Origin of the sequence: Actinoplanes flavus, from assembly GCF_017592555.1 — a bacterium.
Lineage (GTDB): Bacteria > Actinomycetota > Actinomycetes > Mycobacteriales > Micromonosporaceae > Actinoplanes > Actinoplanes flavus.
In genome coordinates, this window is sequence record NZ_JAGFNS010000005.1 from 128,524 (window position 1) to 154,268 (window position 25,745).

The 25,745-nt window shown below is 71.2% G+C and carries 19 protein-coding genes; 12 read left to right on the forward strand and 7 right to left on the reverse strand.

Annotated features, from left to right (window positions below; all coding sequences use genetic code 11):
* Positions 1–29: 29 nt before the first annotated feature.
* The 6 genes from J5X75_RS09475 to J5X75_RS09500 all read right to left on the reverse strand — a co-directional run bounded on the left by J5X75_RS09475 (position 30) and on the right by J5X75_RS09500 (position 12,318).
* Positions 30–614 carry a hypothetical protein gene (locus J5X75_RS09475; protein ID WP_208466954.1) on the reverse strand — a complete coding sequence of 195 codons (585 nt, stop codon included), beginning with the start codon at positions 612–614 and terminating at the stop codon, positions 30–32.
* Positions 611–10,804: a WXG100-like domain-containing protein gene (locus J5X75_RS09480; protein ID WP_208466955.1), complete on the reverse strand. Its 10,194-nt coding sequence runs from the start codon at positions 10,802–10,804 to the stop codon at positions 611–613. The genes J5X75_RS09475 and J5X75_RS09480 overlap by 4 nt, the downstream gene beginning before the upstream one ends.
* A gap of 27 nt (positions 10,805–10,831) precedes the next feature.
* The gene (locus tag J5X75_RS09485; RefSeq protein WP_208466956.1) at positions 10,832–11,197 is read right to left on the reverse strand and encodes a hypothetical protein; all 366 of its coding nucleotides are present in this window, start codon (positions 11,195–11,197) and stop codon (positions 10,832–10,834) included.
* On the reverse strand, positions 11,194–11,598 hold the full coding sequence (locus tag J5X75_RS09490; RefSeq protein WP_208466957.1) for a YbaB/EbfC family nucleoid-associated protein: 405 nt from the start codon (positions 11,596–11,598) through the stop codon (positions 11,194–11,196). Before J5X75_RS09490 ends, J5X75_RS09485 begins: the two co-directional genes overlap by 4 nt.
* Positions 11,599–11,677: 79 nt before the next feature.
* Positions 11,678–11,962, reverse strand: coding sequence for a WXG100 family type VII secretion target (locus tag J5X75_RS09495; protein WP_204299658.1), 285 nt, complete (start codon positions 11,960–11,962; stop codon positions 11,678–11,680).
* Between the two features lie 14 nt (positions 11,963–11,976).
* The gene (locus J5X75_RS09500; protein ID WP_183221805.1) at positions 11,977–12,318 is read right to left on the reverse strand and encodes a WXG100 family type VII secretion target; all 342 of its coding nucleotides are present in this window, start codon (positions 12,316–12,318) and stop codon (positions 11,977–11,979) included.
* A gap of 255 nt (positions 12,319–12,573) precedes the next feature.
* On the opposite strand from J5X75_RS09500, the gene J5X75_RS09505 reads away from it, so the two are divergent.
* From J5X75_RS09505 to J5X75_RS09520, 4 genes are read left to right on the forward strand one after another with little or no spacing between them, the layout of a single operon-like run.
* Positions 12,574–13,578, forward strand: a complete 1,005-nt coding sequence (locus tag J5X75_RS09505; protein WP_208466958.1) for a hypothetical protein — start codon at positions 12,574–12,576, stop codon at positions 13,576–13,578.
* A gap of 4 nt (positions 13,579–13,582) precedes the next feature.
* Complete coding sequence (locus J5X75_RS09510; protein WP_208466959.1) at positions 13,583–15,535, forward strand: hypothetical protein; 1,953 nt, start codon at positions 13,583–13,585, stop codon at positions 15,533–15,535.
* 23 nt (positions 15,536–15,558) lie between these two features.
* Positions 15,559–16,098, forward strand: a complete 540-nt coding sequence (locus tag J5X75_RS09515) for a hypothetical protein (protein WP_208466960.1) — start codon at positions 15,559–15,561, stop codon at positions 16,096–16,098.
* Positions 16,099–16,129: 31 nt separating this feature from the next.
* Positions 16,130–16,450: a putative quinol monooxygenase gene (locus J5X75_RS09520; protein ID WP_208466961.1), complete on the forward strand. Its 321-nt coding sequence runs from the start codon at positions 16,130–16,132 to the stop codon at positions 16,448–16,450.
* Here the strand turns inward: J5X75_RS09520 and J5X75_RS09525 are convergent, their stop codons facing one another.
* Positions 16,451–17,437, reverse strand: a complete 987-nt coding sequence (locus tag J5X75_RS09525; protein WP_208466962.1) for an AraC family transcriptional regulator — start codon at positions 17,435–17,437, stop codon at positions 16,451–16,453.
* 184 nt (positions 17,438–17,621) lie between these two features.
* On the opposite strand from J5X75_RS09525, the gene J5X75_RS09530 reads away from it, so the two are divergent.
* From J5X75_RS09530 to J5X75_RS09565, 8 genes are all read left to right on the forward strand, one after another.
* Positions 17,622–18,599, forward strand: coding sequence for a quinone oxidoreductase family protein (locus J5X75_RS09530; RefSeq protein WP_208466963.1), 978 nt, complete (start codon positions 17,622–17,624; stop codon positions 18,597–18,599).
* Between the two features lie 28 nt (positions 18,600–18,627).
* Positions 18,628–19,506, forward strand: a complete 879-nt coding sequence (locus tag J5X75_RS09535; RefSeq protein ID WP_208466964.1) for a TauD/TfdA dioxygenase family protein — start codon at positions 18,628–18,630, stop codon at positions 19,504–19,506.
* A gap of 30 nt (positions 19,507–19,536) precedes the next feature.
* Entirely contained in the window at positions 19,537–20,589 is a 1,053-nt protein-coding gene (locus J5X75_RS09540; RefSeq protein WP_208466965.1) for a beta-keto acid cleavage family enzyme, read from the forward strand.
* A gap of 108 nt (positions 20,590–20,697) precedes the next feature.
* Positions 20,698–22,032: an MFS transporter gene (locus tag J5X75_RS09545; RefSeq protein ID WP_208466966.1), complete on the forward strand. Its 1,335-nt coding sequence runs from the start codon at positions 20,698–20,700 to the stop codon at positions 22,030–22,032.
* Positions 22,033–22,061: 29 nt separating this feature from the next.
* Complete coding sequence (locus tag J5X75_RS09550) at positions 22,062–22,616, forward strand: RBBP9/YdeN family alpha/beta hydrolase (RefSeq protein WP_208466967.1); 555 nt, start codon at positions 22,062–22,064, stop codon at positions 22,614–22,616.
* Positions 22,613–24,166: a long-chain-fatty-acid--CoA ligase gene (locus J5X75_RS09555; protein WP_238487603.1), complete on the forward strand. Its 1,554-nt coding sequence runs from the start codon at positions 22,613–22,615 to the stop codon at positions 24,164–24,166. The genes J5X75_RS09550 and J5X75_RS09555 overlap by 4 nt, the downstream gene beginning before the upstream one ends.
* The gene (locus J5X75_RS09560; protein ID WP_208466968.1) at positions 24,163–25,200 is read left to right on the forward strand and encodes a YeiH family protein; all 1,038 of its coding nucleotides are present in this window, start codon (positions 24,163–24,165) and stop codon (positions 25,198–25,200) included. The genes J5X75_RS09555 and J5X75_RS09560 overlap by 4 nt, the downstream gene beginning before the upstream one ends.
* A gap of 29 nt (positions 25,201–25,229) precedes the next feature.
* Positions 25,230–25,688: a DUF3592 domain-containing protein gene (locus J5X75_RS09565; RefSeq protein WP_208466969.1), complete on the forward strand. Its 459-nt coding sequence runs from the start codon at positions 25,230–25,232 to the stop codon at positions 25,686–25,688.
* Positions 25,689–25,745 lie beyond the last annotated feature (57 nt).

Below are 25,745 nucleotides of genomic sequence, written 5' to 3' on the forward strand. Positions count from 1 at the left end.
GGCGTTGCTCAGCCCGCCCACCGGCTCCGTCAAGAGGTCGCACCGGCCGGCTCACCGTCCGGCCCCATGATGTAGCCGAACTGGGCGAGCGATCCAGCACGGTCGATCTCATCGAGAGCGTCGGGGGCGAAGCTGGGCATCGGCGGACTGTCGGCTCGTTTGCGCCAGCCACGCATCGGTACGGACCGGTACTCGAGGTCGACCTCGCCGTTCTCGGTGTGGAATCCGCCGTCGCGTTCGAAGAGCAGGATCAGCGGCTCGAACGGGTCTTCCAGATGAGTGGGCAGGTCGATTCCCGGCGTGGCCCGCAAGGCGGCCCAGCGGAGGATGAACGGCATCACCTGCTTGACATTCAGGCCGCCTTGGCCGGCGGTGACCTTCTCGATCACACCGTCGAGTACGTCCTGGTCGATGCGGACACGGGAATCGACGCAGAGCGCTATGTCGAAGAAGGGAACGGGCGAGTCGCATCGGTAGGCGGCCGCCCATTGCGCGGCGCGACGGAAATACTCCTTGAGCAGGACCGTCTTCGACCAGCACCGGTGCCCATGGCGTTCCCAGTCGATGGCGCCCAGGCGGTCCGCCATGGCGCGTACGGATTCTTCGGGTGTCATCGTCCCCATCCTCGCAGAGCCGCTTGGACGATCTGATCCAGGTTCGAGAGGTCGTCGGCCATCCGAAGGCCGGAGCCGTCCAGGCCGAATGTCCGCCAGTGCGCGAAGGGCGCCTCCGGCCGCCACTGGTTCGGCGCCAGTTCGTGAGCCCCGGGGTGGTCGCGATGCAGGATGCGGTCACCGTCGGCGTCGAACGCGTCCGGATGCGCGGACCGGTAGGGCAACCCGGCCTCCATCAGCTTGTTCTCCACGTACTCGTGGGCCGCGAGGTTCCGGAAGGCGGCCATCTCGTCCGCGGTCAGGGTGCCGTCGACGGCGCTGTCCCAGAGGTCGGCGATGAGCTCGTCCGGCGTGAAGTACCCACGCTCCACGTGGTTGGGGCCAAGGGCGATGTCGTGCTGCTGCACGAACAGGTTCTGGCGCATGCCTTCGACGACCACGGGATCGATGCCGGTGTTCGCGGCGGCGCGAGGAGTGTCCTGCGGGCTGTTGCGGATGCGCACGTAAGCCTCGGCGGCTCGATCCGAGAACCCCTGGCCGTCGTCGATGAAGTCGGAGCCCCGGGGAAAGTCCGGCCGGAATTCGCTCGCAGCCGGGTCCTTGGGCGGGCCGCCCTGCTCCTCCAGCACGATGATCCGGGTCCGGTCGCGCCATTCCGGCGGCAGCTGGTCACGGGTCTGCTGCTCCAGGACCGGATCGTGCACCTGGCGGGTGTGCGAGCCGGGCGGCAGCACCGCCTCCTGGTCGTGGGGGAAGGAGGAGAACACCGAGATGTCGCGAGCGTTCACGCCGGTGAGTTTGTAGACCGCGATGATCCGGTTGTCGCTGGCCGGGTTCTCGGCCATGAACCGGACGGCGACCTCCGGCAGGCGGCTGACGCTCAGCACGCTCAGTGCCATGCCGTGCGGGAACGTCTTGTTGCCGTAGATCGGCGACCAGACCGGTGTCGACCAGTCGCCGCGGTAGGCGATCACCGGGCGTTCGGGCGTACCGATGGCCGGCAGTTGCCGCAGGGCGTCGTAGACCATGTCGGCGTGCCAGCGGACCTCCTCGAACAGGCGGGGTGCCGCCTCGCCGAGCTCGCGGCCGATCTGCTCGCGGGCCGCCTGCATCTCGGCGTCGGCGCGCATGACCTCGGCCTTCGCCTGGCGGGCCGCGGCCCGGTCGCCCTCGGCCAGGTGACGCTGCACGTCCTGCCGCGCCGCCCGCATGTCGTTGGCCGCGTCGAGCCAGCGTTGCGCCGCCGGGCGCAGTGGTGACGTGGAGTCCAGATGCCCGGGGCCGTCGTGCAACACCGGCCGCAGCGCCAGCGGTAGGGGCAGCGGCTTGTCACCCTCGGACAGCTTGCCGAGGTAGTTGTCGACCAGCTCGCCGATCTTGCGGTCGTGCACCGCCCGGACAGCCGGCTCGGACGCCCCGAACGTCAGCATCTGGGCCGTGATCACGTTGTTGATCAGGTAGTGGCTGTGCCGGGTGTAGACGGTCAGCGCCATGACGTGCGGCTTCGTCAGGCGCTGAGCGAGCTCGGTCGGGTCGACGCCGTTGCGATCCAGCCAGTGCGCCAGGTCGGCGTCGGTGACCCGGCCGGTCTCCAGCTGGGGCCAGAGCCGGTCGGCGATCTGCGGCACCTTGTGCTGCGTCTCGGTGAACCCGTCCGGGTCGAGCGCGTGGTCGAGGTAGCGGGCCTCGTGCGGCAACAGGCCGTCGGGCGCGATCCGGGTACGCAGCGTGTGCTGGTCGATGCCGGGAATGTTGCGGTAGAGGTCGATCGCGGTCGGCCGCACCGCGCGCGAATGCACGGCGACCGGCTCGACGCCGGCGATGCTGGCGCCGCGGAGCAGCTCGATCAGCGAGTGGTCACGGGCCGGGAGCATCCAGCCGATCAGGCTGTGCAGGAAGCGTTCCGCCGCCACCCCGTGAATGCCCAGCATCTTGGCGCCGGTCAGCATGCGGGTGGTGGTGGCCGAGACGCCGTCCAGCACCGGGTAGCCGTCCCGCCCGATCCGGGTGGCCCAGCTGCTGCCGCCGGTGTCGTGCCAGACGTATCCCTCACGCCACGGCAGCTTGGTGTCGGCGTCCAGCCGGCCGACGATCGACTCGACGAAGGCCCGTTCGAAGCGGCCGAGCGGCGCGCCCATCCGCTCGTAGTGCCCGAGGGTGGTGGCGAGCGCCAGCTGCTCGTCCACGCCGCGGGGCCGCCGGCCGGCCTGGCTGCTGATCACCTCGGTCAGGTCCCGGAACGGCCGGTCCGAGCGCATGATCACGTTGGCGGTGGCGAACGGGTGCCGGTTGAAGCGCGGCGATTCCGACGGCGGGAACCGCTCCTCGACGCGGCCCATGATCGCGCGGTTGAGGCTGTGGTCCAGCTGGCGTTCCATGCCGCGCAACTCGTCCACGTCGATGCCGGCCCGGCGCGCCTGGTCCCAACGGCCGTTGTCGATCACGTCGAGCAGCGTCCTGGCGAGGGTGTGCGGGCTGTCCCGGTTGAAGTACGCGGCGTTGTAGAACGCCGTGGTCAGCTCGCGGACGTTGCCGTCGCGCAACAGCGCGTCCAGCGGCACGCCGAGACCGACCTGGCCGGCGCTGTTGTACGCGTTCTCGTCACCGCGGAAGAAGGCCGCCTCGACGTCGCGCGTGATCGCCGCCCGGGCTGCCGGGTCGGTGACGCCGCTGGTGGCGAGGTCGGTCAGCGCGTCGCGGAGTCGGGCGACCGCGTCCCGTGCGGCGTTGAGCGCCTCCGCGTCGTTGAAGTAGTGCACGCCCAGCCGCACCTCGAAGGCGAGGGCCTCGGGCGTCCAGTCCGGATCGCGGTAGAAGCGGTCGTAGCCGAACGGTGGCTCGTCCGGTCGCCGACCGCCGATCGGACGGTTCAGGTCACCAGGATCCGGCCGACGGCCACCGGCGTCGGTGTCACGCGTTCCACCACCAGCGTCGTGAGGTTCAGCTCGCGGGTCCGGGGCGTCTCGAACTCCACCCCGAGGACCTCCGCCGTCGCCCCGGTCACCGCGTCCACCAGTCTCTGCCCCCGCGTGATCTGCCCCGCGAGCAGCCTGCCCGTCACCAGCAGACCACCACGGCCCGGCAGGTCCACGACCTCCTCGATCTGGAACTGTGCCTTCTCGGACACCTTCCCACCCTTCGAATCCTTGCCGGAACCGCTGGAGCGCGGCCGCCTCGCTCGCGAACGCCTCGTCCTCGAGCTGGCGCAGTGAGTGCGTGCCGGGGTCGCGGCCCTCGCGCAGTTGAACAACATGTTGGTGCTCGTGAGCGACCGTAGCCGCCAGCGTCTCCGCGTCGGCGAAGGCGGCCGGGCCGAAACGGATCTCCGCGCCCCGCATCTCGGGCGGGGTGATGGCGCTGATCCGGCCGGCGTCCATGTGCCCGAGTTCGGCCATGTCGGTCACCAGGTGGATGTTCACCCCGGCGAGGTCGATGCCCATCAGCTCGGCGACGTGGGCGACGGCGTCCGGGTGCAGCGGCACGTCGCTGCCGTTGAAGAGAACATCGAGATTGGTACGGCCGGGCTCGTGGTGTACGGACGGCTGGGGCTCCGGTTCCGGGAACCGGTCCGGGTTGAGCGCACGGTCGATCCGGTCGCGCTGGGCCTGCCTCTCCGCATCGGAGAGTACGTCGTCGTACTGCCGGTGCGGTGGCCGGTCGTCAATCGTCGTGTCGCCGGGCCGGACGGGCTCGTCGGCCGGGGGCCGTTCCGGGTGGGCGGCGGGAGCCTCCGGCTCGGCCCGCAGCGGTGCTTCGGGGCGCGCCCCGGGCACCTTGGTTCCGTGCCAGCTGGCGCCCATCATGACCCGCTTGCCGATCCAGCCGGCGTCCCGGCCGGTCTCGCCGTCCCGACCCACCTGGCTCACCTCGTGCGGCGACGGGAAGCCCGGACGACCGAACGTGCTGCTGTGATAGCGCTCCAACAGTTGCCCGGCCGCATCCTGTTGATCGGCCAGACGTCGCACAGCGGTTCCGGCATCGGGAAAGCCGTGCTTGCGCAGGATCTCGTCCACGGTTCGCGCGTCGCCGAGGCTGTCGGCCTCGACCAGCCGATCGAGGTCGCGCTCGAGCGCACCCAGCTCGGACTGGAGGCGCTGAAACACCGATTGCGCCTCCTGCGGACCGAACCGCTGGGTGTCCCAGCCGTAACCGGCCCGTGCCCAGGCGTACCCGCCGATGCTCGATGCGGCGTGCAGGCCGATGCGGCTCACGCCGGACTCGGCGTACCAGCCCTCCAGATGGTCGTTGAACGCCCGGGCGAACCCGGATCCCTGGATGCCGTGGTCCAGGGCCAGCGTGACGTGGAAGGCCTCGAGCCGGCCGGTGTCGCGGTCGATGACGAACTCGCGGGTGATCCGCCCGACGGGGTCGGGCCGGTCCGGGTGCATGACGCTCATCCGGGCGACCATGTGGCCGGGCTGGGCGTGCACGCTGTCGACGCGTACGTCGAAGCCCGCGTAGTCGCGCCCGCTCAGCTCGCGCGCGAAGGCCCGCTCGGCCACCGGCCCCCAGTGCGCGGCCTGCTCCTCGGTGCGCGGGAAGAGCTCCCGCAGGGGGGTACGGGGCTCGCCGGGACCCCGTGGACCGTCGCCGCCGAGATCGTGCGGCACCGGCTCCGGCGCCGCCGGCTCCCGGGAGACCGGCTCGGGCGGGGCCTCGTCACGCGGCACCGGGTCGTGCGGCGGCCCGGTGTGCTCCCCGGGCCGGCCGGTCTCCGGCCCGGCCTCGTCGGGGCGCGGCATCGCCGGTGTCTCCGGCCCGGCCTCGTCGGGGCGCGGCATCGCCGGTGTCTCCGGCCCGTCGTTGCGATACCAGTCCGGCGCCCGGTACGCGGGATCCGGCGCCGGATCCCGCCGCCCACCGATCACCGGATCGAGGCCGGTGCGTTCCGGGGCCGTCCCGCCCCAGTCGAACAACGGGCGGGGGATCCGATGCCCCAGCGCCTCCAGATCCCGGTCGAGGCCGTCGATCTCCCGCCGCAGCCGCTGCTGTTCCTCCGGCCGGCCGTGTGCCCAGTCGTGCAGGCGCTGCAGGTGCAGCCGCTCGTTGAGCCGTGCGGCCGTGTGCGCGTCCACCCGCGCCGCCGGTGGAACGGACGTCTCCGGCCGGGGTTGCTCCCCACCACCGAAGACGCGGCCGATCGCCGACAGCGCACGGCGGACCACGCCGTGCGGCTGCGCCCGGTGCTCGCTCGCGTGCTGGAGCGCCAGCGTCTCGGTGATCTCGTGCACCCACACCCGGGACAGCTGATCCGCCGCCACCCGGTTGTTGACCCGGACGATGTGCGGGTCGTCCGGCGTGCCAGAGCGGACCGTGGTCTCGGCCAGGGCGCGCATGCCCTGGCCGACCTCCGGCCGGAAGTGCCGGACGGAGCCGTCGGTCATCTCCACCCGGACGGCCGGCCCGTCCGGCACCACGTACGCGACCCGGCCGTCGGCGAAATCACCTGCCAGCGCGTTGTGCGCGGCCTGGCGCAGGTCGCCCACCGTCACGTCGGGCTGCTGCCACGGCCGCCCGTCCGGCACGAAGTCGGTGCCCTCGATCGCGCTGGCCGTGTGCCGGACCTCGTCCGGCCGGGCCGTCTCCACCGGGGTGACCCGGTCGAGGGCCTCGTCGCCCAGCCGGTCGACGGTCGCGGCGATCTCCTCGGCGCTCTTCGGCCGCGGTGTCCCGTTCCGGTCGTGGTCGGCGAGATGCTCGCCCGCCCAGCGCCCGAGCTGTTCCGGCCCGCCGCGGCCGGTCAGTGTCTGCCGCACGCTGTCCGGGGTGAGCGGTGGGGGAGCCGGCGGCCCGGACGGGTCCGCCCGGTGCACACCGACCCCGTCGGCGTCCCGCACCGGCACGTCGGGCGAGGTCGTCTCCTCCAGCCCGCGCAGCGCCTCCGGTCCGTCGGCGCGTGGCGGCCGGGTGTCGTCAGCCGGCCGCAGCGGTCCGTCCGGTCCGTCGCCGCGGGGCTGCACGCCGTCGTCAGCCGGCCGCAGCTGTGGCCCCAGCTCGTCGTGCACCGCCCGGAAGGCCGCGTCCAGCGCGTCGGTCACGTGCGGCGCGCGGGCCGCCGGATCTTCCGGCACATGCGGCGACAGCACCACACCGGCCGGTTGCGCCTGCCGCCAGCCGCCGCCGTCCAGCGGCTCCAGCTCGGGCCGGACCACCACCGACCGCCCGGGCGGCACCGACTCGTTGACCTGCACGACGACGTCGATCTCGAGCCCGTCGCCGTAGCGGACCCGCAGGGTCCGCGACTCCGCATCCCAGTCGGCGCGGTGCGGCTGGTCCGGCGCCCCGGCCTCGCGGCCGGCGACCAGCGCGCCCAGCTCGGCCTCCAGCACGGCGGCGACCTCGTGCGGCGCGGCCACCGGACGGTCCGGAACGGGCCCGTCGACCGGGACCAGACGGTACGGGTCTACGCCGCGTACGTCCCGCCCGCCGGCCAGCTCTCCCGTTCGCGCCGCAGCCGAAGGATCTTCGTGAGCACCGCCGCGTACGCCCGGTCCACCGTCCCGTCCACCGGGCTCCCCGCCAGCGAAACCTTCTCGATCACCAGCACCCGGTCCATCGTCGGGTGACCGAACTGATATTCCACCCGTCTCTCGTCCTCGCGGGTTTTCCGGAAGTCGACCAGCAGCGCCATCCGAGTGCCGCCCTCCCCATCTGTTGTCCAGGTCCTCGCCGGTGCGCGCCGGCACCATGTCCTGCCAATTGTGCTGCTGGTTGGCGGCGTCGTGGGCCTCCCGGTAGTCCGCCTCGGGATGGCGGCGCATGTAGTCGGACTCGGCGAGCTCGTGGTTGAGCAGCACCAGGTCCTCGGGGAGGTGCCGGCCCTCCCGCAGCCGGATCCAGGCCTCGGCGATGTCGGGTGAGGCGTCGAAGCGCCGGATCTCGACGGTGCCGTCGTAATCGGTGATCCGGTGCGGCTCCACCATCAGGTGCTGCTTGATCTGGTGGATCTCCGCCGGGGTGTAGCCGGTCCGGTCCCCGGAGCGGGGCACGTCCCCGAGGTTTCCGGCGATCTCGGCGACGTCCGCGTCGTCGGCCCGGAACCGGTCGTACGCCCGCTCCGCCCAGTCGTACGCCGCGAACTCGTCCCGCGGACGGATGGACGCGCCGGTCATCGCGTCACCCGGGTCGCCGGAACGGTCGGCCGGACCGTTCTCGAAGTCGGTCCGCAGCTCCCGCAGGCGGTTCTCCAGGGACGGGATGTCGGCGAAGTGCTCGCGCCGCCAGTTCTGCGCCGGCGAGTCGCGCTGGTGCACCTTCTGGTTCATCAGCGCACGGCGTTCGTCGACCCCGGCCAGGTGCTCGCGGGCCAGCGCGGGATCCACGCCGCGTTCGAGGAGCCGAATCGCCTCCTGCAGCCGCACGTGGTACTCGACGATCGTGTCGTACTTGGCCGACAGGATCCGCTGGGCGCCCTTGAGCTCGACGCGGGTGCCGTTGGGGCGTTCCCGGTACGCCTCGGTGCCCAACTCGCCGCCGAACCGGTCGAGCATCTGCCGGACGTGGTCGAGCTCGTGCTCCAGATCCAGCCAGCGCATGCCGTCGAGGTGACGCACCTCGCGTTCCTCGTGCAGAAACGTCTTGCCGTCGGCGCTGTAGACGTGCCGGATGACGACCCGTGGCCCGGCCGGGTCCTCGACCAGCCGGAAGCCGTTGTCGGTGAGGAACCGCGTCACGGCCGGAAAGTCCGGGTGCAGTTCCATGCGTACCGTGCCCTGCCGGATCGACTCCGGTGACGGCGTCTCGCCGACCTCGGCGCCGGCGCTGCGCAGCGGCGGTTCCTCGCCGGTTCGATCGGCCGGCGGGCCGGCCTCGTCCGGGTCGCGCGGCGGTCCGGCGGGCGGGTCGCCGTCGTCGCGGCCGGGTACGGCGTCGTCGCCCTCGCGTGGCGCGCCGGTGTCCTGGTCGGCCCGTGTCGTGGCCGGGTCCCGGGGCGGGGGCGCGTCGGCGTCGTGCACCGGCCCGTCGCCGCGGGGGCCGGTCGGCGTCGTGTCGGTACGCGCCGGGCCGTCCGCCGGCCGGCCGGGCGGGGGAGCATCGTCCGCGCGCCGCTCCGGCGCCCCACGATCGGTGGCCGAGCCGGTCCGGTCACCCGCGGTGTCCGCCGTGGTCCGGGGTTCCGCGACCGGCCCACGGTCGGCGGCAGGCGTGCGGTCGCCGTCCGGGGCACGGTCCGTGACCGGCGTGCGATCGGCGCCGGGTCCCCGGTCGGTTGCCGGTTCGCGGTCGGCTACCGGTCCCCGGTCGGCTACCGGTCCCCGGTCGGTTGCCGGTTCGCGGTCGGCTACCGGTTCCCGGTCGGTTGCCGGGCCCCGGTCGGTCGCGGGGCCGTTCTCGGCAACGGGCCCACGATCAGGGGCCTCCGGCCGCGCTGGCGTCCCGGAGTCCGGCGGGTGTCCGCCGTCCTCCCGGCTCCGGTCCGATGCCGGGCGGTCGGAACCGGCGGGTGGTTCGGCGCCCCGTCCGGCCCCGGCCCCGTCCGGATCAGCCGGTACCCGTACCCGTTCCTCGGTTCTCGGGGCCGGATCCTGCGGCCTGCCGCCGGTGTCCCGGTCGCCGCCGCTCTGCCGTACCCCGGTGGTGTTGTCACCGGACCGCGCGCCGGCGCCACCGCCGCCCTCACCGCGTGGCGCGGGCGCGTCGACGGCGCCGCTCGGGAAGTGCTGGTTCATCGCGGCGACCACATCGGAGCGGCCGGCGATCTCGTCCGGGACGCTCACCTCGCCGCGGCGCTCGAACGCCACATAGCCGTCGCCGGTCAGCAACAGCGCCTCGCGGCCGTTCGCCCGGGTGGCGGCGAGGTTGAAGCCGCCGTTGTCGCCCGGCAGGAACTGCACGTCGGCGCCGATGCGGACCGAGCCCATCCGGGTGTGCGGCATGCCGGGGTTGGCGTTCTCCAGGACCGTCTGGCCGCCGAAGACGACACCCGCCATCGCGCCCTCGGCCGCGCTGTGCCGCACGGCGCCCCAGTCGATCTCGTTCTTGCCGTCGCTCTTGACGTAGTCGATGAGCTCCTGGCCGTACGTCAGTCCGCCACCGGCGAGGCCACCTCCGACGCCGTGCCCGACCACGCCGCCGAACATGCCGGCGCCGTAGGCGGCGCCCTGGATGGTGTTCGTCCTGATCTGGCCCCAGTCGAGGCCTTCGGTCCGGTTGCCGGACAGCCCCTGGCCGAACTGGCCGAGCAGATTGCCGCCGCCCATGAAACCGGCGCCGAAGGCGACGCGGACACCGAGGTACTTGGCGAACTCCTTGCCGAGCGTGACCTCCGCGGCCCGGGTGGCCGCGACCCGGCCCACCGTGGTGGTGGCGGCCTGCTGGACCCCGCGGCGGGCCCAGTTCTGCACCAGCTGCCGGCGGATCTCCCGGGAGAGCTGACGCTGCGCCTCACGCATGGCCTGCCGGCGCACCACGCCGCCGACCTGCTGGGCGGCCAGCCCGCGCAGCGTCTGTGCGGCGAGCCGGTTGGCGACCGCCTTGGAGATGCCGCGGGCCATGATGGTTCGGGCTCCCCGGGCGATCGCGTCCCTGGTCATCGCCGAGGCGATCCGCGGGCCGGCGGCGGCGATGACGCGGGGGGCGGCGGCACGGATCGCGGCCGGGCCGACCCGGGTGGCGATCGCGCCGGGAAGCTTGGTGAACAGCGTGGCGAGGCTGCGCATGACGACCCGCAGCTCGATCGTTGCGATCTTGCTCACCGTGGTGGTGGCGGCCTTCGCCAGGGCGATGCGGCAGGCGGCGAAGAGGCCCGGCGCGGCGCCGAGCGCGGCGCCGGCGGTCGGGATCGCGGCGGCGATCAGCATGTAGATGGAGACCGCGAGCATGATCAGGTTCAGGGCCGCCATGAACTTCATCAGCTCGACCTCGAGCCCGAAGTTCTGGGCGCCGCGCTGCATCTGGGCGGCGCTCTCGGCGGTCTGGCGCAGACCTTCGAGGTACGCGAACCACTCCTGCGTGAAGACCTGCGCGGCGCCGTCGCCCGACCAGTTCTCCAGAATCGGGTTGGCCGCCTGCATGACCTCCTGGTACGCCTCGTTGAGCGCGTCCGCGAGCCGTCCCCACTGGTCGGCCAGGTCGTAGGCGTTGTTGGCGTACGCCAGCGGAATCGGGCCGATCAGCAGGTCAGCGGCCCACGACCCGGCACCGGGGATCCACTCCTCGATCTGGCCGAACCAGTCGAGGATCGAGGTCATGACCTCGTGTTCCTCGTGGCTCATGCGTCAGCGGGCGCTCTGGTTGATCTCGGTCGCGCCCTGCTGGTCGCCGGCGTCGTAGTTGACCATCGCCTTGTTGACAAAGTCGCCGATCTCGGTGAGTTTCGTGCCGCAGTACGCGGCGCCGAGCCGTACGGCTTCGTTGGCCGGGTGGCCGTCGCCGTCGGTGGCGTCGGCGACCTTCTTGTACTGCGCCACGAACGGGTCGGTGAACTGGTCGCTCGGGAACGTCTTGGGTTCCCGCTCCTGCGCCTCGATCTCGTGACAGATGCCGGACACCGCCGTGACCAGGTCGGCCCCGCGGTTGCGGAGGCCGGTGGCGATGCTGATGATTTCGGCAGGGCTGGACCTGATCTCCACGAAGTTGCTCATTCGCGATCCTCGCTCCGCAGGCGTACGTCGGCGTCGTGGCTGCCGACGAACGTGGTCATGTCGGTGTCGCCGATGGCCCGCAGGTCGCCGGGCAGGCTGCCGCTGAGCAGCTCACGGCTCTGTTCGCCGGCGTTCTCGACGGCCGCGCGCACGGTCCGCACGATGCTCGCCGACAGGGCCTTCGAGTTCGGCTGGCGCAGCACCCGCGGGTCGATGTCCAGCTCGAGCAGATGCCCGCGCGGGCCGACGACCGCCTTGATCATGCCGTCCGGTGACCAGGCCGTGCCGGTCACCTCCAGCATCCTGCGCTGCAGGTCGGGCAGGCTCTTGGTGGCCTTCTGCAGGTCGGCCATCATGCCGCGGAGCACGCCCCAGTCGGGTCGCCCCGGTACGTCCGCCAACTCTCTCGCCTCTCTCACCCGGCCGGGCGACCGGCCGGACGATCCGATGGGGATGTCCAGCCGGTGCCGGTCGGCTCCACTACATTCCGGCCGCGATCTGCTGGTCGATCTGCTGCATCCGGTCCGCCGACGCGCCGAGCTTCACGCCGACGCTGGCCAGCGCGGTCTTGATCTCGGTGGCGCCCTGGTTCCACTTCTGCCGGGCCTCGTCGCAGGCGGTGCCCGCCTGACCCTGCCAGTCCTGCGCGAACAGCTGGGTGAACGCCGTGTAGAGATCGTTCAGATCCTGGTCCATCCGGCCCTGGAACGTTCCGATCGCGGTGGCGACGTCGTTGATCTGACCGAAGTTGTAGGTGATGCTCATGTCGAAATCTCCCCTCAGCCGCGCAGGATGCTGATCACGGAACTGTCGCCGGTGGCGGCCGCCGCGGCGCGGATCTCGTTGGCCGCGTCCTCGTCGTTCACGCCGTACTGCGTGGAGGCGTTGCTCATCTTGCCGGCCAGTTCGTCGAGCGCGTTGATGATCTTCTTGAGACCCTCGTTGAGCTGCACGGAAACGTCCTGAAGAGCGTTGTTGGCCGCGCCCGCCATGCCCCCGCCGCCGAGCGACTGGACCCGGTCCAGAAGCTGCGCCATGCCGGTCGTGATGTTCTGGCCGGTGTCCTCACACCGCTGCGCCATCGCGTTGAGCTGGTCCTGGGTGGCATGGACCTGGCCCATTCCGGGTGTCGCTGACAAAGTGGTTCACCCCGCCTCTCGGTGTCGGCTCGCTCCGATCGAAGCGGCACACGATTCTGCATCGAACGCTGACGGTAACGGTGATCGTCCAGCCGCGGCCACCCGGAGTGGCCAATTCGCATCAACGGGTCGTGCCGCGATCGGTATTCAAGTCCTTCTTCGCCACCACGCTCCCGGCCGATTACCCTGGCAGCGCTACGGTCGTGTCGGACGGACAGCCAGGACGGGGGAGGCAGGATGGGCCACGAACCAGGGGAGACCGCGCCGTACTCCTCGGAGACGTACGCGAACACCCACACACCGTGGGTGAGTGGCGACCCACTGAAGGTCGATGTCGAGGGCCTGCGCGACTACGCCAAGGACATGCTGGACCAGCGATTCGACCTGGCCGGGCGCGCCGCCCACCTCAAGGAGCTGTTCAGCATGCCGGTCGAGGCGTGGAACGGCATGGTGCTCGGCGAGGCGGCCTTCCTGCGGTCGCAGCTGCTGGGCAACGCCTCCGAGCTGAGCGCCTATCTCGGCAATCTCGGCGAGACCCTGTTCAACGTGGGCTCCGCGGCCCAGACCATCGCGGACATCTACGGCAACGGCGACGCCATCGGCGCCGCGGACCTCAACGACGTCCTGTTCGCCTTCGGCGACAAGAACGTCCCGCGCCCGGCCGGGCTGCCCAAGGGCATCGGGCAGACGTACGAGGAGGCGCTGCGCGCGGGCACCGCCGGTGTCACGCCGCCGACCGAGACGAGCGCCGAGTGGGGTCCGGCGACCTCCACCGTCCAGTCGCCGTACCAGTCGACGCTGACCTCGGAGAACGTGGTCACCGGTCAGACCCGCGAGGTGGTGACGACCACGATTCCGGGCACCGGTACGACGGTCGTCACGACCACGGTCTACAACAGCAAGGGCGGCGTGGTGTCGACCAGCAGCACCCGCACCACGACGTCGTACGACGCCACCAGGAACCAGCAGGTGAAGGTGGTCACGAGCGGTGACACCACGACCACCACGACGACCACGTACGACGGCAAGGGCGAGATGACCGGCGAGACCGCGCAGACCAGCACGGGCGGGCGCCGCGAGGTCACGATCGACCCGGAGACCGGTGCGCGCACCGAGACGACGTACAACGCGAAGGGCGACGTGACCGACCGGATCGTGATCGGCGCCGAGACCGAGGGGCAGCCCGGGGTGCAGAAACCTCTCAACGAGAAGTACGACCCGTACCTGAACGGCAGCCTCTGAGCACATGGTCGACTACTGGGGCGCCAAGGCGGATCCGAACTACGGATACAGCCCGTACAGCGGGCAGCTGCACTACGGCCAGCACGAGTCGTCGTCGGAACCGTTCACGTCGAAGGCCGGCGACGGCAACAACATGACGATCGAGGAGGTCCGGGCACGCATCCACAACATGCACCCGGAGCAGATCTCGGCGCTGGGCGACCAGTGGCAGAACGCGTGGACCGTGCTGGACAACGTCCGGACGTACGTGTTGCGGGAGAGCACCCTGCTGCACGACGAACGCTGGGAGTCGCCGCAGGCCCGGGACGCGTTCCTGCGCAAAGGCCCGGGCGAGGCCCTCGCCTACCTGGACGTCTGGATGGACGCCGTCCAGAAGAACGTCACCGCCCTGCGCCATCTCACGCAGATCACCATCGACGCCCGGCGTGACATCGACACCCTCTGGACCGAGTACGAACAGGCACTCAAGAACGCCCAGAAGGTCGACTTCGCCGGCCAGCTCAGCGAATGGGTCGACGTTTCCCGGCACTACGGCTTCGAGACCTGGGACGACTCCAAGCAGCAGCAGGTCAAGGAGCAGGTCGACCAGGTCACCCGGGACTTCCAACGACGGGCCCAGGAACTCGCCTACCGGGTCGGCAACGAGCACTACGAGTACACCTCGATGGTGAACACCGGTGTCGGCCCGCCCTACCGCCCGATGAACGTGGTCCTCAACACGCCGGGCAAACCGGCCCTGCCGAACGCGCCGTCGCTGCCTCCGGGCGCGCCGAATCCCGGCACGCTGCCGCCGGGCGTCCCGCCGCCGCCCCCACCGGCTCAGCAGAACCAGCCGCCCGCCCCGCCGCCGCCGGCCGGGGACAAGCCGACGACCACCCCGCCGAAGGCACCGTCCGACGCGCCGGAGGCGCCGGCGATCGATCTGCCCTCGAACCCGGGCACATCGAATCCGGTGAACCCGCCGGTGAACCCGCCGGTGCTCGCCACCCTGCCACCGCCGCCCCCGGCGTTCACCAACCCGGGCGTGAAACCACCGGCCACCAGCCCCGGCCCCGGCCCGGCGCCGTCGCAGCTGAACAAGGCGGCCGCCCCGCCGGCGCCGAACACGAGCAAGCCGCCGAATCCCGGCCAGCTGACCAAGAACGCCTTCACCAAAGGACCGGGCGGCGGCAGCCAGCTCCCGCCCGGATCCACCCAACCGCCGGGCAAGACGCTGCGCCGGCCGAACGTGCCGGCCGATCCATCCCAGGCGAACCCGGGCCGGCCGCAGCCGGGCCGGCCGGGCGAGCGCGGCCGGGACGACCGCTCGGGCCAGCGCACGCCGGTCAAGCCGACCGCCGCCGGCGACGACGCCTTCGGCCGCTCGACCGGCAACACCGCACCGCCGGTGCTGAAGAATCCCACCGGCGACCGGGACCGGGTCCGCCCCGGCAGCCGGCAGGAGATGCGCCCCACCGCGCCCACCGGCGGTGACACCACGCCGCGTGACGGCACGACCCCGCCGGTGTTGCAGCGGCCCACGCGTACCTCTGAGCCGCCCACCCCGTCGCGGAGCCGGACGGCCCCCACCACCACGGCGGGTCCGTCCTGGCTCGGCGCCGAACAGGCCCGCGCCGCCGCCGGCAACCCGATCATCGACGCCCCCGCGCCGCCACCGGCCGGCAGCCGTGTGTCCCACCTCGAAGAGGTGCCGAAGGAACTGCGCAGCCGTGCCGCGACCAGCGCCACCGGTCCGGCCCGGGTGGAGAAGCCCGGGACCGTCTCGCCCGAGCTCAACCGGCGCCGGGTCGGTGACGAGCGGACGGCCGGCGTCCACCCGGCCGACGACGAGGCCCGCGGCGTGGTCACCGACGAGCAGGCGTTCGAGGTGCGGACCCCCGGCGGCGGCGTGGTCACCGGCAAGCGCGAGGAGGCGGCCTACGAGCCCGAGATCCGCAGGATCCTGGGCGGCCGCTAGCCTGCGAGAAAGGGGGTTGACCGGTGAAACTGGGGTCGGACGCCGACTACAACGTTCGGGTACGAGCGCGCGGTTGGGACGAGGAGGCCGAAAACGCCTTCCTGTACGACGGCATGTACACCTTCGACCTCAACCAGACCGTCTCGGTGTCGTTCGTGCCGGCTCCCGGCACGGAGCGCCCGTGGTCGCTGGACACGCTGCCCGAGGACATCGCCGACTTCACGACGCCCGCTCAGGCTCGCCTGCTGGAGATCCTGACGGCGCAGTACTCGGTCACCCCTGATCCGGCCCGCGCCGGCACCGAGGAGCAACTCGCCTGGCCCTTCGACTGGGCCGGTGACGGCGATCCTCCCCGGCCGACCATCTTCTACGTGACGCCGGAGGAGTTCACCCGCTACGCCGGTGACCTGGAGGCCCTGTCCGAGTTCGCCGGCGGCATCCACTCCGTCGTCCGGCGCTCGGCGGTCACCGGCCACCCGGTCGTTCGATTCCTGGAGGAGCGCGTCCTCGCGTCGCCGCGACTCAGCCCGCTGAGCGCCCGGGCCCTCGGCCGCCGGCCGTGACCGGGGCGGCGCGACTTCCGATGGAGGGGCAGTGAGCAGGGGATTCGGCCTAGTCGTCCGCTTCGAGTTGCGTGATGAGGCGGCAGCGGCGGCATTCGACGCACTCGTTTCCGAGACCGAGCCGGAGATCGAACGGCTGGAGCCGGACACGTTGGCGTACGTGGTCCACACGGTGCCGGCCGAGCCGCTGGTTCGGGTGTTCTACGAGTTGTACGCCGACCGTGCGGCTTTCGACTTCCACGAGGAGCAGCCCCACACCAAGCGCTTCCTCGCGGAGCGGGAGCAGTATCTGAGCGGCCTTGACGTGACGTTCCTGCAGGCGGAGTCCGGGAAAGGGCCGTTGCGCGCCTGATCAGCCGGAGGGCAGCTCCGTGCGGCGGGCTCGCCATTTGCTGGGGCTGTCGCCGAAGCGGCGGCGGAACCAGCGGGTGAAGGCGCTGGGGGCGGCGAAGCCCAGCAGGTCGGAGATCTCGGTCAGCCGGTAGCGCTGGTGGGACAGGTAGCGTTCGGCCAGCCCGGCCCGGACCAGGTCCACTGTCGAGGTGAAGGTCTCTCCGGTGGCGGCCAGGTGCCGGTGCAGGGTCCGCCGGTCCATGCCCAGGCTGTGAGCCACCTGTTCGGCGCCGCAGCGGCCGGTCGGCAACAGCACTTCCACCAGGTCCCTGACCCGGTCCGTGGTGGTGGCCCCTCGTGGCGCGGCCAGCGAATCGAGCATTCCGTCGTGGTGGCTGACCGGTTCCGCGCCGGCGAGCCTGTTCGGCGTGCCGAGGTCCCTGGCGTAGAAGACCAGGCCGGTGAAGTCGTGGCCGAAGTGCACGCGGCCGCCGAACAGCCGGTGGTGGGTGTCGGCGTTCTCCGGCGCGCCGTGTGTGAAACACGCCGCCAGTGGCTGCCATCGGGAGCCGATGACCTCGCGGACGATGCCGTGCAGGGCGCCGACCGCGAGTTCCTCGGCCTGGGCCGACGGTGCCGGCTCGCCCATCTCGAACCACAGGCGGACGGACGCGAGCCCTTCGGCCTCCACCAGCCGGATCCGGATCGCCTCGTTGTAGGTGTGTTCGTAGCGGATCAGCAGGCTGAGCGCGTCACGCAGGGTGCTCTCGCCGCGCAGGGCGAGACTGAGCGGGCCCAGCGTCGACAGCCGGCGGTACTCGGCCAGCCTCAGCCCGAAGTCGGCGTGCCCGGACGTCCGGGCGGACAGCTCCAGCAGGCGGGCGACGCGGACTGCCGGCACCCATTTGTCGGGGGTGGCCAGATCCGCCGGGTCGAGGTCGACGGCGAGCATCAGGGCATCCGGATCGATGTCGAACGATTGAGCGAGCTGTAGGTAGCCACTCAAGGTCGCGTATCTGATGGAAGGTCGCAAATATCCCTCCGCATGTCCCGGCAGGGCAAGAAATATGTCCCGCTGAGTAAAGCATGTGGCGAGCGTCACGCCTACTGTTGCCCGTATCACGGGCCGCTCGGCCCTTGCGAGCGTCGTTCGTGCGTCCGACAGCGGCACCTACCCCTGGAGGTAACCCGTGGCGAAGGCCATCCGCTTCTACCGGTCCGGCGGGCCGGAGGTCATGCGGTGGGAGTCGGTGGAGGTGGGTGAGCCGGGTCCGGGCGAGGTTCGGGTACGGCATCATGCGGTCGGTCTCAATTTCGCCGACACCTACTTCCGCAGTGGGCTCTACCCCGCTGAACTACCCGCTGGTCTGGGTGTGGAGGCGGCCGGTGTGGTCGAGGCGGTCGGGTCCGGTGTCACGGGCTTCGCGGCCGGGGACCGGGTGACCTACACCGGGAGTCCGCTCGGCGCGTACAGCACCAGCCGGGTGATGCCGGTGGCTTCGTTGATCAGGCTGCCGGACGGCATCTCGTTCGAGACGGCGGCGGCCATGACCATGCGTGGTCTCACCTCGGCCTATCTGCTGAGGCGTATCGCCACGCTGGCGGCGGGTGACACCGTGTTGTTGCACGCCGCGGCCGGTGGCGTCGGTCTGATCTTCACGCAGTGGGCGAGCCTGCTGGGCGTCACCGTGATCGGGACGGTCTCCACCGAGGAGAAGGCCGAGGTCGCGCGGGCGCACGGTTGCGCGCACACCATCGTCTATCCGCGCGAGGACGTGGCCGGCCGGGTGCGGGAGCTGACCGGCGGAGCCGGGGTGCCGGTGGTCTACGACAGCATCGGCGCGGCCACGTTCCAGCAGTCGTTGCGGTCGGTGCGGCGTCGTGGGCTGCTGGTGTGTTTCGGTACCTCGTCCGGTCCGGTGCCGCCGATCGACGCGATGCAGCTGGCGATCCACGGTTCGGTGTTCGTCACCCGGCCGGCGCTGGCCGACTACATCGCCGACGAGGCGGAGCGGGCCGAACTCGCCGGGGAGCTGTTCGAGCACGTCGCGACCGGCCGGATCAAGGTGCGGATCAACCAGCGGTACCCGCTCGACCAGGCCGTCCAAGCGCATCGGGACCTGGAGGCCGGCCGCAGCATCGGCTCCTCGGTCTTCACCGTCGACTGACATCCCCGCTACCCACCGGAGGAATCCCATGCAGGACACCATCGCCCCGGCCCTCGCTTTCGAGGTGCATCCGTTGACGGTGCACATCGGCGCCGAGTTGCGCGGTGTGGACCTCGGTGAGGTCTCGCGCAACAGCGAACTGTTCGCCGAACTCAAGTCACTGCTGCTGCGGTACAAGGTGCTGTTCGTGCGGGATCAGGACATCAGCCGGGCCGAGCACGTGGCGCTGGCGGAACGGTTCGGGCCCCTCGAGGACCACCCGGTGGCCGGCAGTGATCCGGACCATCCCGGGTTGGTGCGTATCTACAAGGACCTGGACAGCCCGGCGGAGCACTACGAGAACGCCTACCACTGTGATGCGACGTGGCGGGAGGCGCCGCCGCTGGGCTGTGTGCTGCGGATGGTCGAGGGCCCGCCGGTCGGTGGTGACACGATCTGGGTGAACATGGCCGAGGCGTACCGGCGGCTGCCCGAGGACGTGAAGGCCCGGATCGAGGGGCTGCGGGCCCGGCACAGCATCGAGGCGTCGTTCGGCGCGAACATGCCGGTCGAGCAGCGCCTCGCTCTGCACGAGCGGTTCCCCGACGCCGAGCACCCGGTGGTCCGCACCCATCCGGAGACCGGTGAGAAGGTGCTGTTCGTCAACGCGTTCACCACGCACTTCACCAACTTCCACACCCCGGCGAACGTGCGGTTCGGGTTCGACTACACCCCCGGTGGCAGCGAACTGCTGAACTACCTGATCCGGCAGGCCGCCATCCCGGAGTACCAGGTGCGCTGGCGCTGGACCCGCAACAGCTTCGCGATCTGGGACAACCGCAGCACCCAGCACTACGCCGTACAGGACTACTGGCCCGCCGTACGCAAGATGGAACGCGCCGGGGTCATCGGCGACAAGACGTTCTGACCGCCCTTCCCCCGGACAGGAGACCCCCTCATGCATTTCCTCGACGACTCGCTGTGGCCCGAGACCCAGGAGAAGCTGGTCATCACCGCCGCCCCGTACGGGCCGGAGTGGGAGCCGGACGACTTCCCCGAGGACATCCCGGTGACGATGGACCAGCAGGTCCAGGCCGCGGTCGACTGCTACGAAGCCGGCGCGACGGTGCTGCACATCCACGTGCGTGAGCTCAACGGCAAGGGCTCGAAGCGGATGTCGATGTTCAACGAGCTGCTCGGCCGGCTGCGCGACGCCGTACCCGACATGATCTTGCAGATCGGCGGGTCGATCTCGTTCACCCCGGAGAACGAGGGTGAGGCGGCCAAGTGGCTGGAGGACGAGGCCCGGCACCTGCTGACCACCCTGGACCCGGCGCCGGACCAGGTCACCATCGCCATCAACACCAGCCAGATGAACATCGTCGAGCTGATGACCGCCGACGACATCGCCGGCACCTCGTTCGAGCGGCCCGCGCTGCACGAGGCGTTCCGCAACATGGTCGTCCCGGCCGAGCCGGCCTGGGTCGAGGAGCACCTCAGGCGGCTGCGTGCCGCCGGTATCCAGCCGCATTTCCAGCTCGCCCACAGCGCGCAGCTGGAGACCGTGGAGCGGCTGGTCCGCCGGGGCGTCTACACCGGCCCGCTCAACATCAGCTGGGTGGCGATCGGCGGCGGCTTCGACGGCCCTAACCCGTACACCATGATGGAGTTCATCCGCCGGGTGCCGGACGGCGCGAGCCTGACCCTGGAATCGATCATGCGTGCCGTGCTGCCGATCAACACCATGGGCATCGCCATGGGCCTGCACACCCGCTGCGGCAACGAGGACAACCTCTGGTACGCCAAGGGCGAGAAGATGACCTCGGTCCGGCAGGTCGAGCAGCTCGTACGGATCGCCGGCGAACTCGGCCGCAAGGTCGCCGACGGCAAGGAAGCCCGCGACATCTACAAGATCGGCGAGTACTGGGACAGTGCCGACGAGGCCCTGGCCAAGCTGGGCTACCCGCCCAACCGCAAGCCGGGACAGGTCGGCTTCACCTTCCACGCCTGAGTTCGCAGCCCGATCCGCTCGCGTGGGGTGCGCTGCGCCCGTACCCCACGCCCTCACCCCCTCTGGTCACGCATACCACCTTTCCCCCGGCTCATTCTTGGAGCGAACATGGCCATGCCCGTCAGCGCGGATGTCGCGTCGCCGGCCACACCTTCCATCCGGGTCTCCCGGGTCTTCCCGTGGGTCGTCTTCACACTCACGTTCGGGCTCCTGCTGTCGGACTACATGTCGCGGCAGGTCCTGTCGGCGGTGTTCCCGTTCCTGAAAGAGGAATGGGGACTCACCGACACCCAGCTGGGCAGCCTGACCAGCGTCGTCGCCCTCACCGTCGGGCTGCTCGCGGTCCCGCTGTCACTGGTCGGCGACCGATGGGGACGCGTGCGGTCGATCATCGTCATGGCGGCCGTCTGGAGCCTCGCCACCCTCGGCTGCGCCCTCGCCGCCGGCTACGGCCATCTGCTCGCCGCCCGCCTGCTCATCGGCGTGGGCGAGGCCGCCTACGGCAGCGTGGGCCTCGCCGTCGTCCTCGCCGTCTTCTCCGCACGGCGGCGGGCCTCCCTCACCGGCGCCTTCATGGCCGCCGGCTCCTTCGGGTCGGTACTCGGCGTCGCGCTCGGCGGCGTGCTCGCCGTCCAGTTCGGATGGCGCTGGGCATTCGCCGTCATGGGCATCTTCGGACTGGTCCTCGCCGGCCTCTACCTGGCGACGATCAACGAACGTAAACTGGCCGCGCACCGGGTCGGCGACAACGCCGACACCGGGCCGGCACTGGCCGCCGGACACCAGCGCGCCCGCCTCACCACACTCTTCTCCACCCCCGCGGTCGTCCTGGCCTACCTCGGCGGCGGGCTGCAACTGTTCATCGCCGGATCACTGTTCGCCTGGCTGCCCAGCTACTTCAACCGGGCGTACGACATGGCGCCGGACCGGGCCGCCAAAGTCGCCGCGATCTTCATCCTGATCATGGGTGCCGGCATGGTCGTCTGCGGGATGATCACCGACCGTCTCGGGCAGGCCCGGCCGATCGGCAAATGGACCACCGCGATCGTCTTCGCGGCCCTGACCCTGATCTTCCTCGGCGCCGGTTTCGCGGTGCGGCCGGGCGGAGCGCAGCAAATGCTGCTCGCGCTGGGCTGCTTCTTCGCCGCCGGCACGACCGGGCCCACCGGCGCCATGGTGGCCCGGCTGACCCACGAATCGATCCGGGCCACCGCGTTCGGCACCCTCACCCTTTTCAACAACGTGCTCGGCCTGGCCGCCGGCCCGATCGTGACCGGCGCCCTCGCCGACCGGCTCGGCCTGGAAACCGCCATGCGATACGTCCCGCTCGCGGCGGTGGCCGCCGTCATCCTGCTGATCGCGGGACGCCAGGCCTACCCGTCCAGCATCCGCCGGCTCGAAACCGTGGCGGCCACCGGCGCTCCGGACGGGGACACCGCGTGACCCCCGGCCCGGGCGCAGTGATCATCACAGTGCCCGGGCTCCGCGGGCACGTACCCGACCACTGGCAGACCAGGCTCGCCGACGGCCTGGCGAACGTTCGGCCCGTCATGCCGCTCGGACGGGAGAACCCGAGCCTGGACGAGCGGGTCACGGCGCTGCACCTCGCGGTCGAGGCGGCCGGCGAACCGGTCGTGATCGTGGCGCACAGCGCCGGCGTGATCGTCACCGTCCACTGGGCCGCCCGCCACCCCGCCACCGCCCGGCAGGTGCGGGGCGCGCTCCTGGCCACTCCACCGGACCTGGCGGCGCCGCTACCCGCCGTCTACCCCTCGCTGTCCACCCTGGCCGACCACGGCTGGCTGCCGATACCCCGGCTGCCGCTGCCCTTCCCCAGCGTCGTGGCCGCCAGCTCCGACGACCCGCTCGGAGATCCGTCACGGGTCCGGGCCCTCGCCGGCGCCTGGGGCAGCCGCCACCACGACCTCGGCGCCGTGGGCCATCTCAACCCGGCATCCGGCTACGGCCCTTGGCCGGGAGCCGGGCCGCTCATCAACGAACTCGACCACGCGAAGGCGCCACCATGATCCTCAACCTCGCCACCCTGCTGGAAGACAGCGCCCGACGGCACCCGGACCGCGACGCGGTCGTGCTCGGCGACACCCGGATGTCGTACGCCGACGTCGACCGGGCCGCCGATCAGGTGGCCGGCCTGCTGGCGGACCTGGGCGTCCAGCCGGGCGACCGGGTCGCCCTGTCCTGCCCGAACCTGCCGTACTTCCCGATCGCCTACTACGGCATCCTCAAAGCGGGCGCGGTCGTCGTACCGCTGAATGTGCTTCTCAAAAGCCGCGAGATCGCCTATCACCTGGCGGACTCGCAGGCCACGGCCTACCTGTGCTTCGAGGGCACCGCCGAGCTACCGATGGGCGCCGAGGGGTTCGCCGGCTTCCAGCAGACGCCCGGCTGCGAGCGGTTCCTGCTCATCACGGCCGACCCGGCGGCGGCCTCGCCGATCGAGGGCGCGCGCACCCTCGGTCAAGCACTCGCCGGCCGGTCCGGCGCCTTCGGCACGGTGGCCACGAACGAGACCGACACCGCGGTCATCCTCTACACCAGCGGAACGACCGGGCAGCCCAAGGGTGCCGAACTGTCGCACGGCAACCTGGTGCTCAACGCGCTCACCTGCAACCGCCTGTTCGGCAACCTCGCCACCGGCCACGAACGGCATCTGATCACGCTGCCGCTGTTCCACTCGTTCGGTTCGACCGTGCAGATGAACGCCGGCTTCGCGGTCGCCTCGACCCTGGTGCTCCTGCCACGGTTCCAGGCCGAGCAGGCGGTCGCGCTGCTGCAACGGGAGAAGATCACCTTCTTCGCCGGGGTGCCGACGATGTACTGGGGCCTGCTCGGCGCGCTGCACGAGGGCGTCGACGTGGCGGAGATCGCCCGCCACATGCGGGTGGCCGTCTCGGGCGGCGCGTCGCTCCCGGTGGAGATCATCAACCAGTTCCAGGAACGGTTCGGGGTGCGGATCCTGGAGGGGTACGGCCTGTCCGAGACCTCACCCGTCGCCACGTTCAGCGACCCGGAACGCGATCCCCGGCCCGGCTCCATCGGCGTACCGATCTGGGGTGTCCAGGTCAAACTGATCGACGCCGACTGGGGAACGATCGAGGGCGCGGACCAGATCGGCGAGATCGCCGTCAGCGGCCACAACATCATGAAGGGCTACCACCGACGGCCGGAGGCGACCGCCGAGGTGATGCGGGACGGCTGGTTCCGCACCGGGGACCTGGCCCGGCGGGACGCGGACGGCTTCTACTACATCGTCGACCGCGCCAAAGACATGATCATCCGAGGCGGCTTCAACGTGTATCCCCGCGAGATCGAGGAGGTGCTGCTGACCCACCCGGCGGTGTCCCTCGCCGCCGTCGTGGGGGTGCCGCACTCCTGCTACGGCGAGGAGGTCAAGGCCTTCGTGATCCGCTCCGGCGCGGTCACCGAAGGCGACCTGATCGCCTGGTGCCGCGAGACCATGGCGTCCTACAAGTACCCCCGCATCGTCGAGTTCGTCGACGAACTGCCGATGACGGCGACCGGCAAGATCCTCAAACGCGAACTGGCCGGACGTTGACCGCGACGGACGTCGCCGCCCCGGCACCAGCCGGCCGCCACCGGCAGCCGGGTCTCGTACCCGGCCTGCTGGTGGCCGCGGCCGGCCTCGGCGGCGCGCTGCTCGGCCACCGGATCGTGCCCCAGATCGGCGTGCTCACCTGGGCGGTCGCCCTCGGCGTCGCGGCCGCGAACCTCAACCTGCTGCCCCGCCGCGGCCGAGCCGTCCTCGACCGGCTCACCAAGCGGCTGCTGCGAGCGGGCGTGACACTGCTCGGGTTCTCGGTGTCGATCGATGCGATAGCCGCGCTCGGCGCACCCGTCGTCGCCGCGGTCGCCGGCACGCTGCTCGCCACCCTCCTGTGCACCACCTGGCTGGGCGCCCGGATGCGCCTGGGCGGGCCGCGCAGCCTGCTCATCGGTACCGGTGTGGCGATCTGCGGCGCGGCGGCCATCGCCGCCATGGAGGACGCCGCCGAAGCCGACGAGGAGGACGTCACCACCGCCATCGCGATGATCACCCTGTTCGGCACCATCGCGCTGACGGTGTTTCCGCTGCTGCGCTCGCCGCTCGGTCTCGACGACGTGCAGTACGGCGTGTGGACCGGCGCGGCGGTACACGAGGTCGGCCAGGTCGTGGCCGCCGCCAGCCCGGCCGGCGCGGCCGTCGTCACCGTGGCGGTCGTCGTCAAACTCACCCGGGTCCTGCTTCTCGCCCCGGTCGTCGCCGGCGTGAGCGCGCTGCGCCGGATCCGGTCACCCCGCACCGGCGGCGAGACCGTACGCCCTCCGCTGATCCCGCTGTTCGTCCTCGGCTTTCTCGCCTGCGCGGCGTTGCGCAGCACGGACGTCCTACCGCAGCCGGCGCTCGGCTGGATCGGCACCCTGCAGACGATCGCGCTCGGCGCCGCCCTGTTCGGCATGGGCACCAGCGTCCACCTCGCCGCACTGCTACGCCGTAGCAAGGGCGCGCTTCTGCTCACGGCGGCGGCCACGCTCTTCATCACGGCCGGTGCGCTCGGCGCCACCCTGCTCGTCGTACACGGCCGGCTGTAGGCGTTGAGCAGGCCTCCTACCATCGGGCAATGAAGGTCGTGAATGTCGTCGCCTCGATCGTGCTGGCCACCGCCGCGGCCTCGTTCCTGGGCCTGGGCCTGGAGCTGCGGTCGGGGCAGGCGCCGTACGCCGACGGCGTCGTCACGACGGCGACCATGACCGGCTTCCGCACCGAACGCGCCACCGATCGGCGGCGGAAGGTCTGGAAGACCCGCTATCGGCCCGTCTATACCTTTCAGACGAGGACCGGCGAGACCGCGACGTGCGACGACGCGGATATCGTCAGCGTGACTCCGCGGCTGGGCCGGACAGTCGAGCTCTCCTACCGTACGAATGATCCCGGCGGAAGTGCCCGGGTGATTCGCGGCTGGCACGGCTGGACCGGCCTGCCGATCATGTTCACCGTGGGCGGTGGTCTGTTCCTCGCCGTCATCGTCGTCATGTCCGCTCGCGATGTGGTCCGGTACCGGGCGAACCGCCGATCCTAGTTGGTGTGGCGTCGACTGTGGACGCTACGGTGTGCAGGCGTGATGCGACCGGTGGAT

Bases quoted from the DNA above. Each gene is read 5' to 3' on its own strand.
- J5X75_RS09475 (WP_208466954.1), bottom strand. From the start codon at position 614: ATGACACCCGAAGAATCCGTACGCGCCATGGCGGACCGCCTGGGCGCC.
- J5X75_RS09480 (WP_208466955.1), bottom strand. From the start codon at position 10,804: ATGACCTCGATCCTCGACTGGTTCGGCCAGATCGAGGAGTGGATCCCC.
- J5X75_RS09485 (WP_208466956.1), bottom strand. From the start codon at position 11,197: ATGAGCAACTTCGTGGAGATCAGGTCCAGCCCTGCCGAAATCATCAGC.
- J5X75_RS09495 (WP_204299658.1), bottom strand. From the start codon at position 11,962: ATGAGCATCACCTACAACTTCGGTCAGATCAACGACGTCGCCACCGCG.
- J5X75_RS09500 (WP_183221805.1), bottom strand. From the start codon at position 12,318: ATGGGCCAGGTCCATGCCACCCAGGACCAGCTCAACGCGATGGCGCAG.
- J5X75_RS09505 (WP_208466958.1), top strand. From the start codon at position 12,574: ATGGGCCACGAACCAGGGGAGACCGCGCCGTACTCCTCGGAGACGTAC.
- J5X75_RS09510 (WP_208466959.1), top strand. From the start codon at position 13,583: ATGGTCGACTACTGGGGCGCCAAGGCGGATCCGAACTACGGATACAGC.
- J5X75_RS09535 (WP_208466964.1), top strand. From the start codon at position 18,628: ATGCAGGACACCATCGCCCCGGCCCTCGCTTTCGAGGTGCATCCGTTG.
- J5X75_RS09540 (WP_208466965.1), top strand. From the start codon at position 19,537: ATGCATTTCCTCGACGACTCGCTGTGGCCCGAGACCCAGGAGAAGCTG.
- J5X75_RS09545 (WP_208466966.1), top strand. From the start codon at position 20,698: ATGGCCATGCCCGTCAGCGCGGATGTCGCGTCGCCGGCCACACCTTCC.
- J5X75_RS09555 (WP_238487603.1), top strand. From the start codon at position 22,613: ATGATCCTCAACCTCGCCACCCTGCTGGAAGACAGCGCCCGACGGCAC.
- J5X75_RS09565 (WP_208466969.1), top strand. From the start codon at position 25,230: ATGAAGGTCGTGAATGTCGTCGCCTCGATCGTGCTGGCCACCGCCGCG.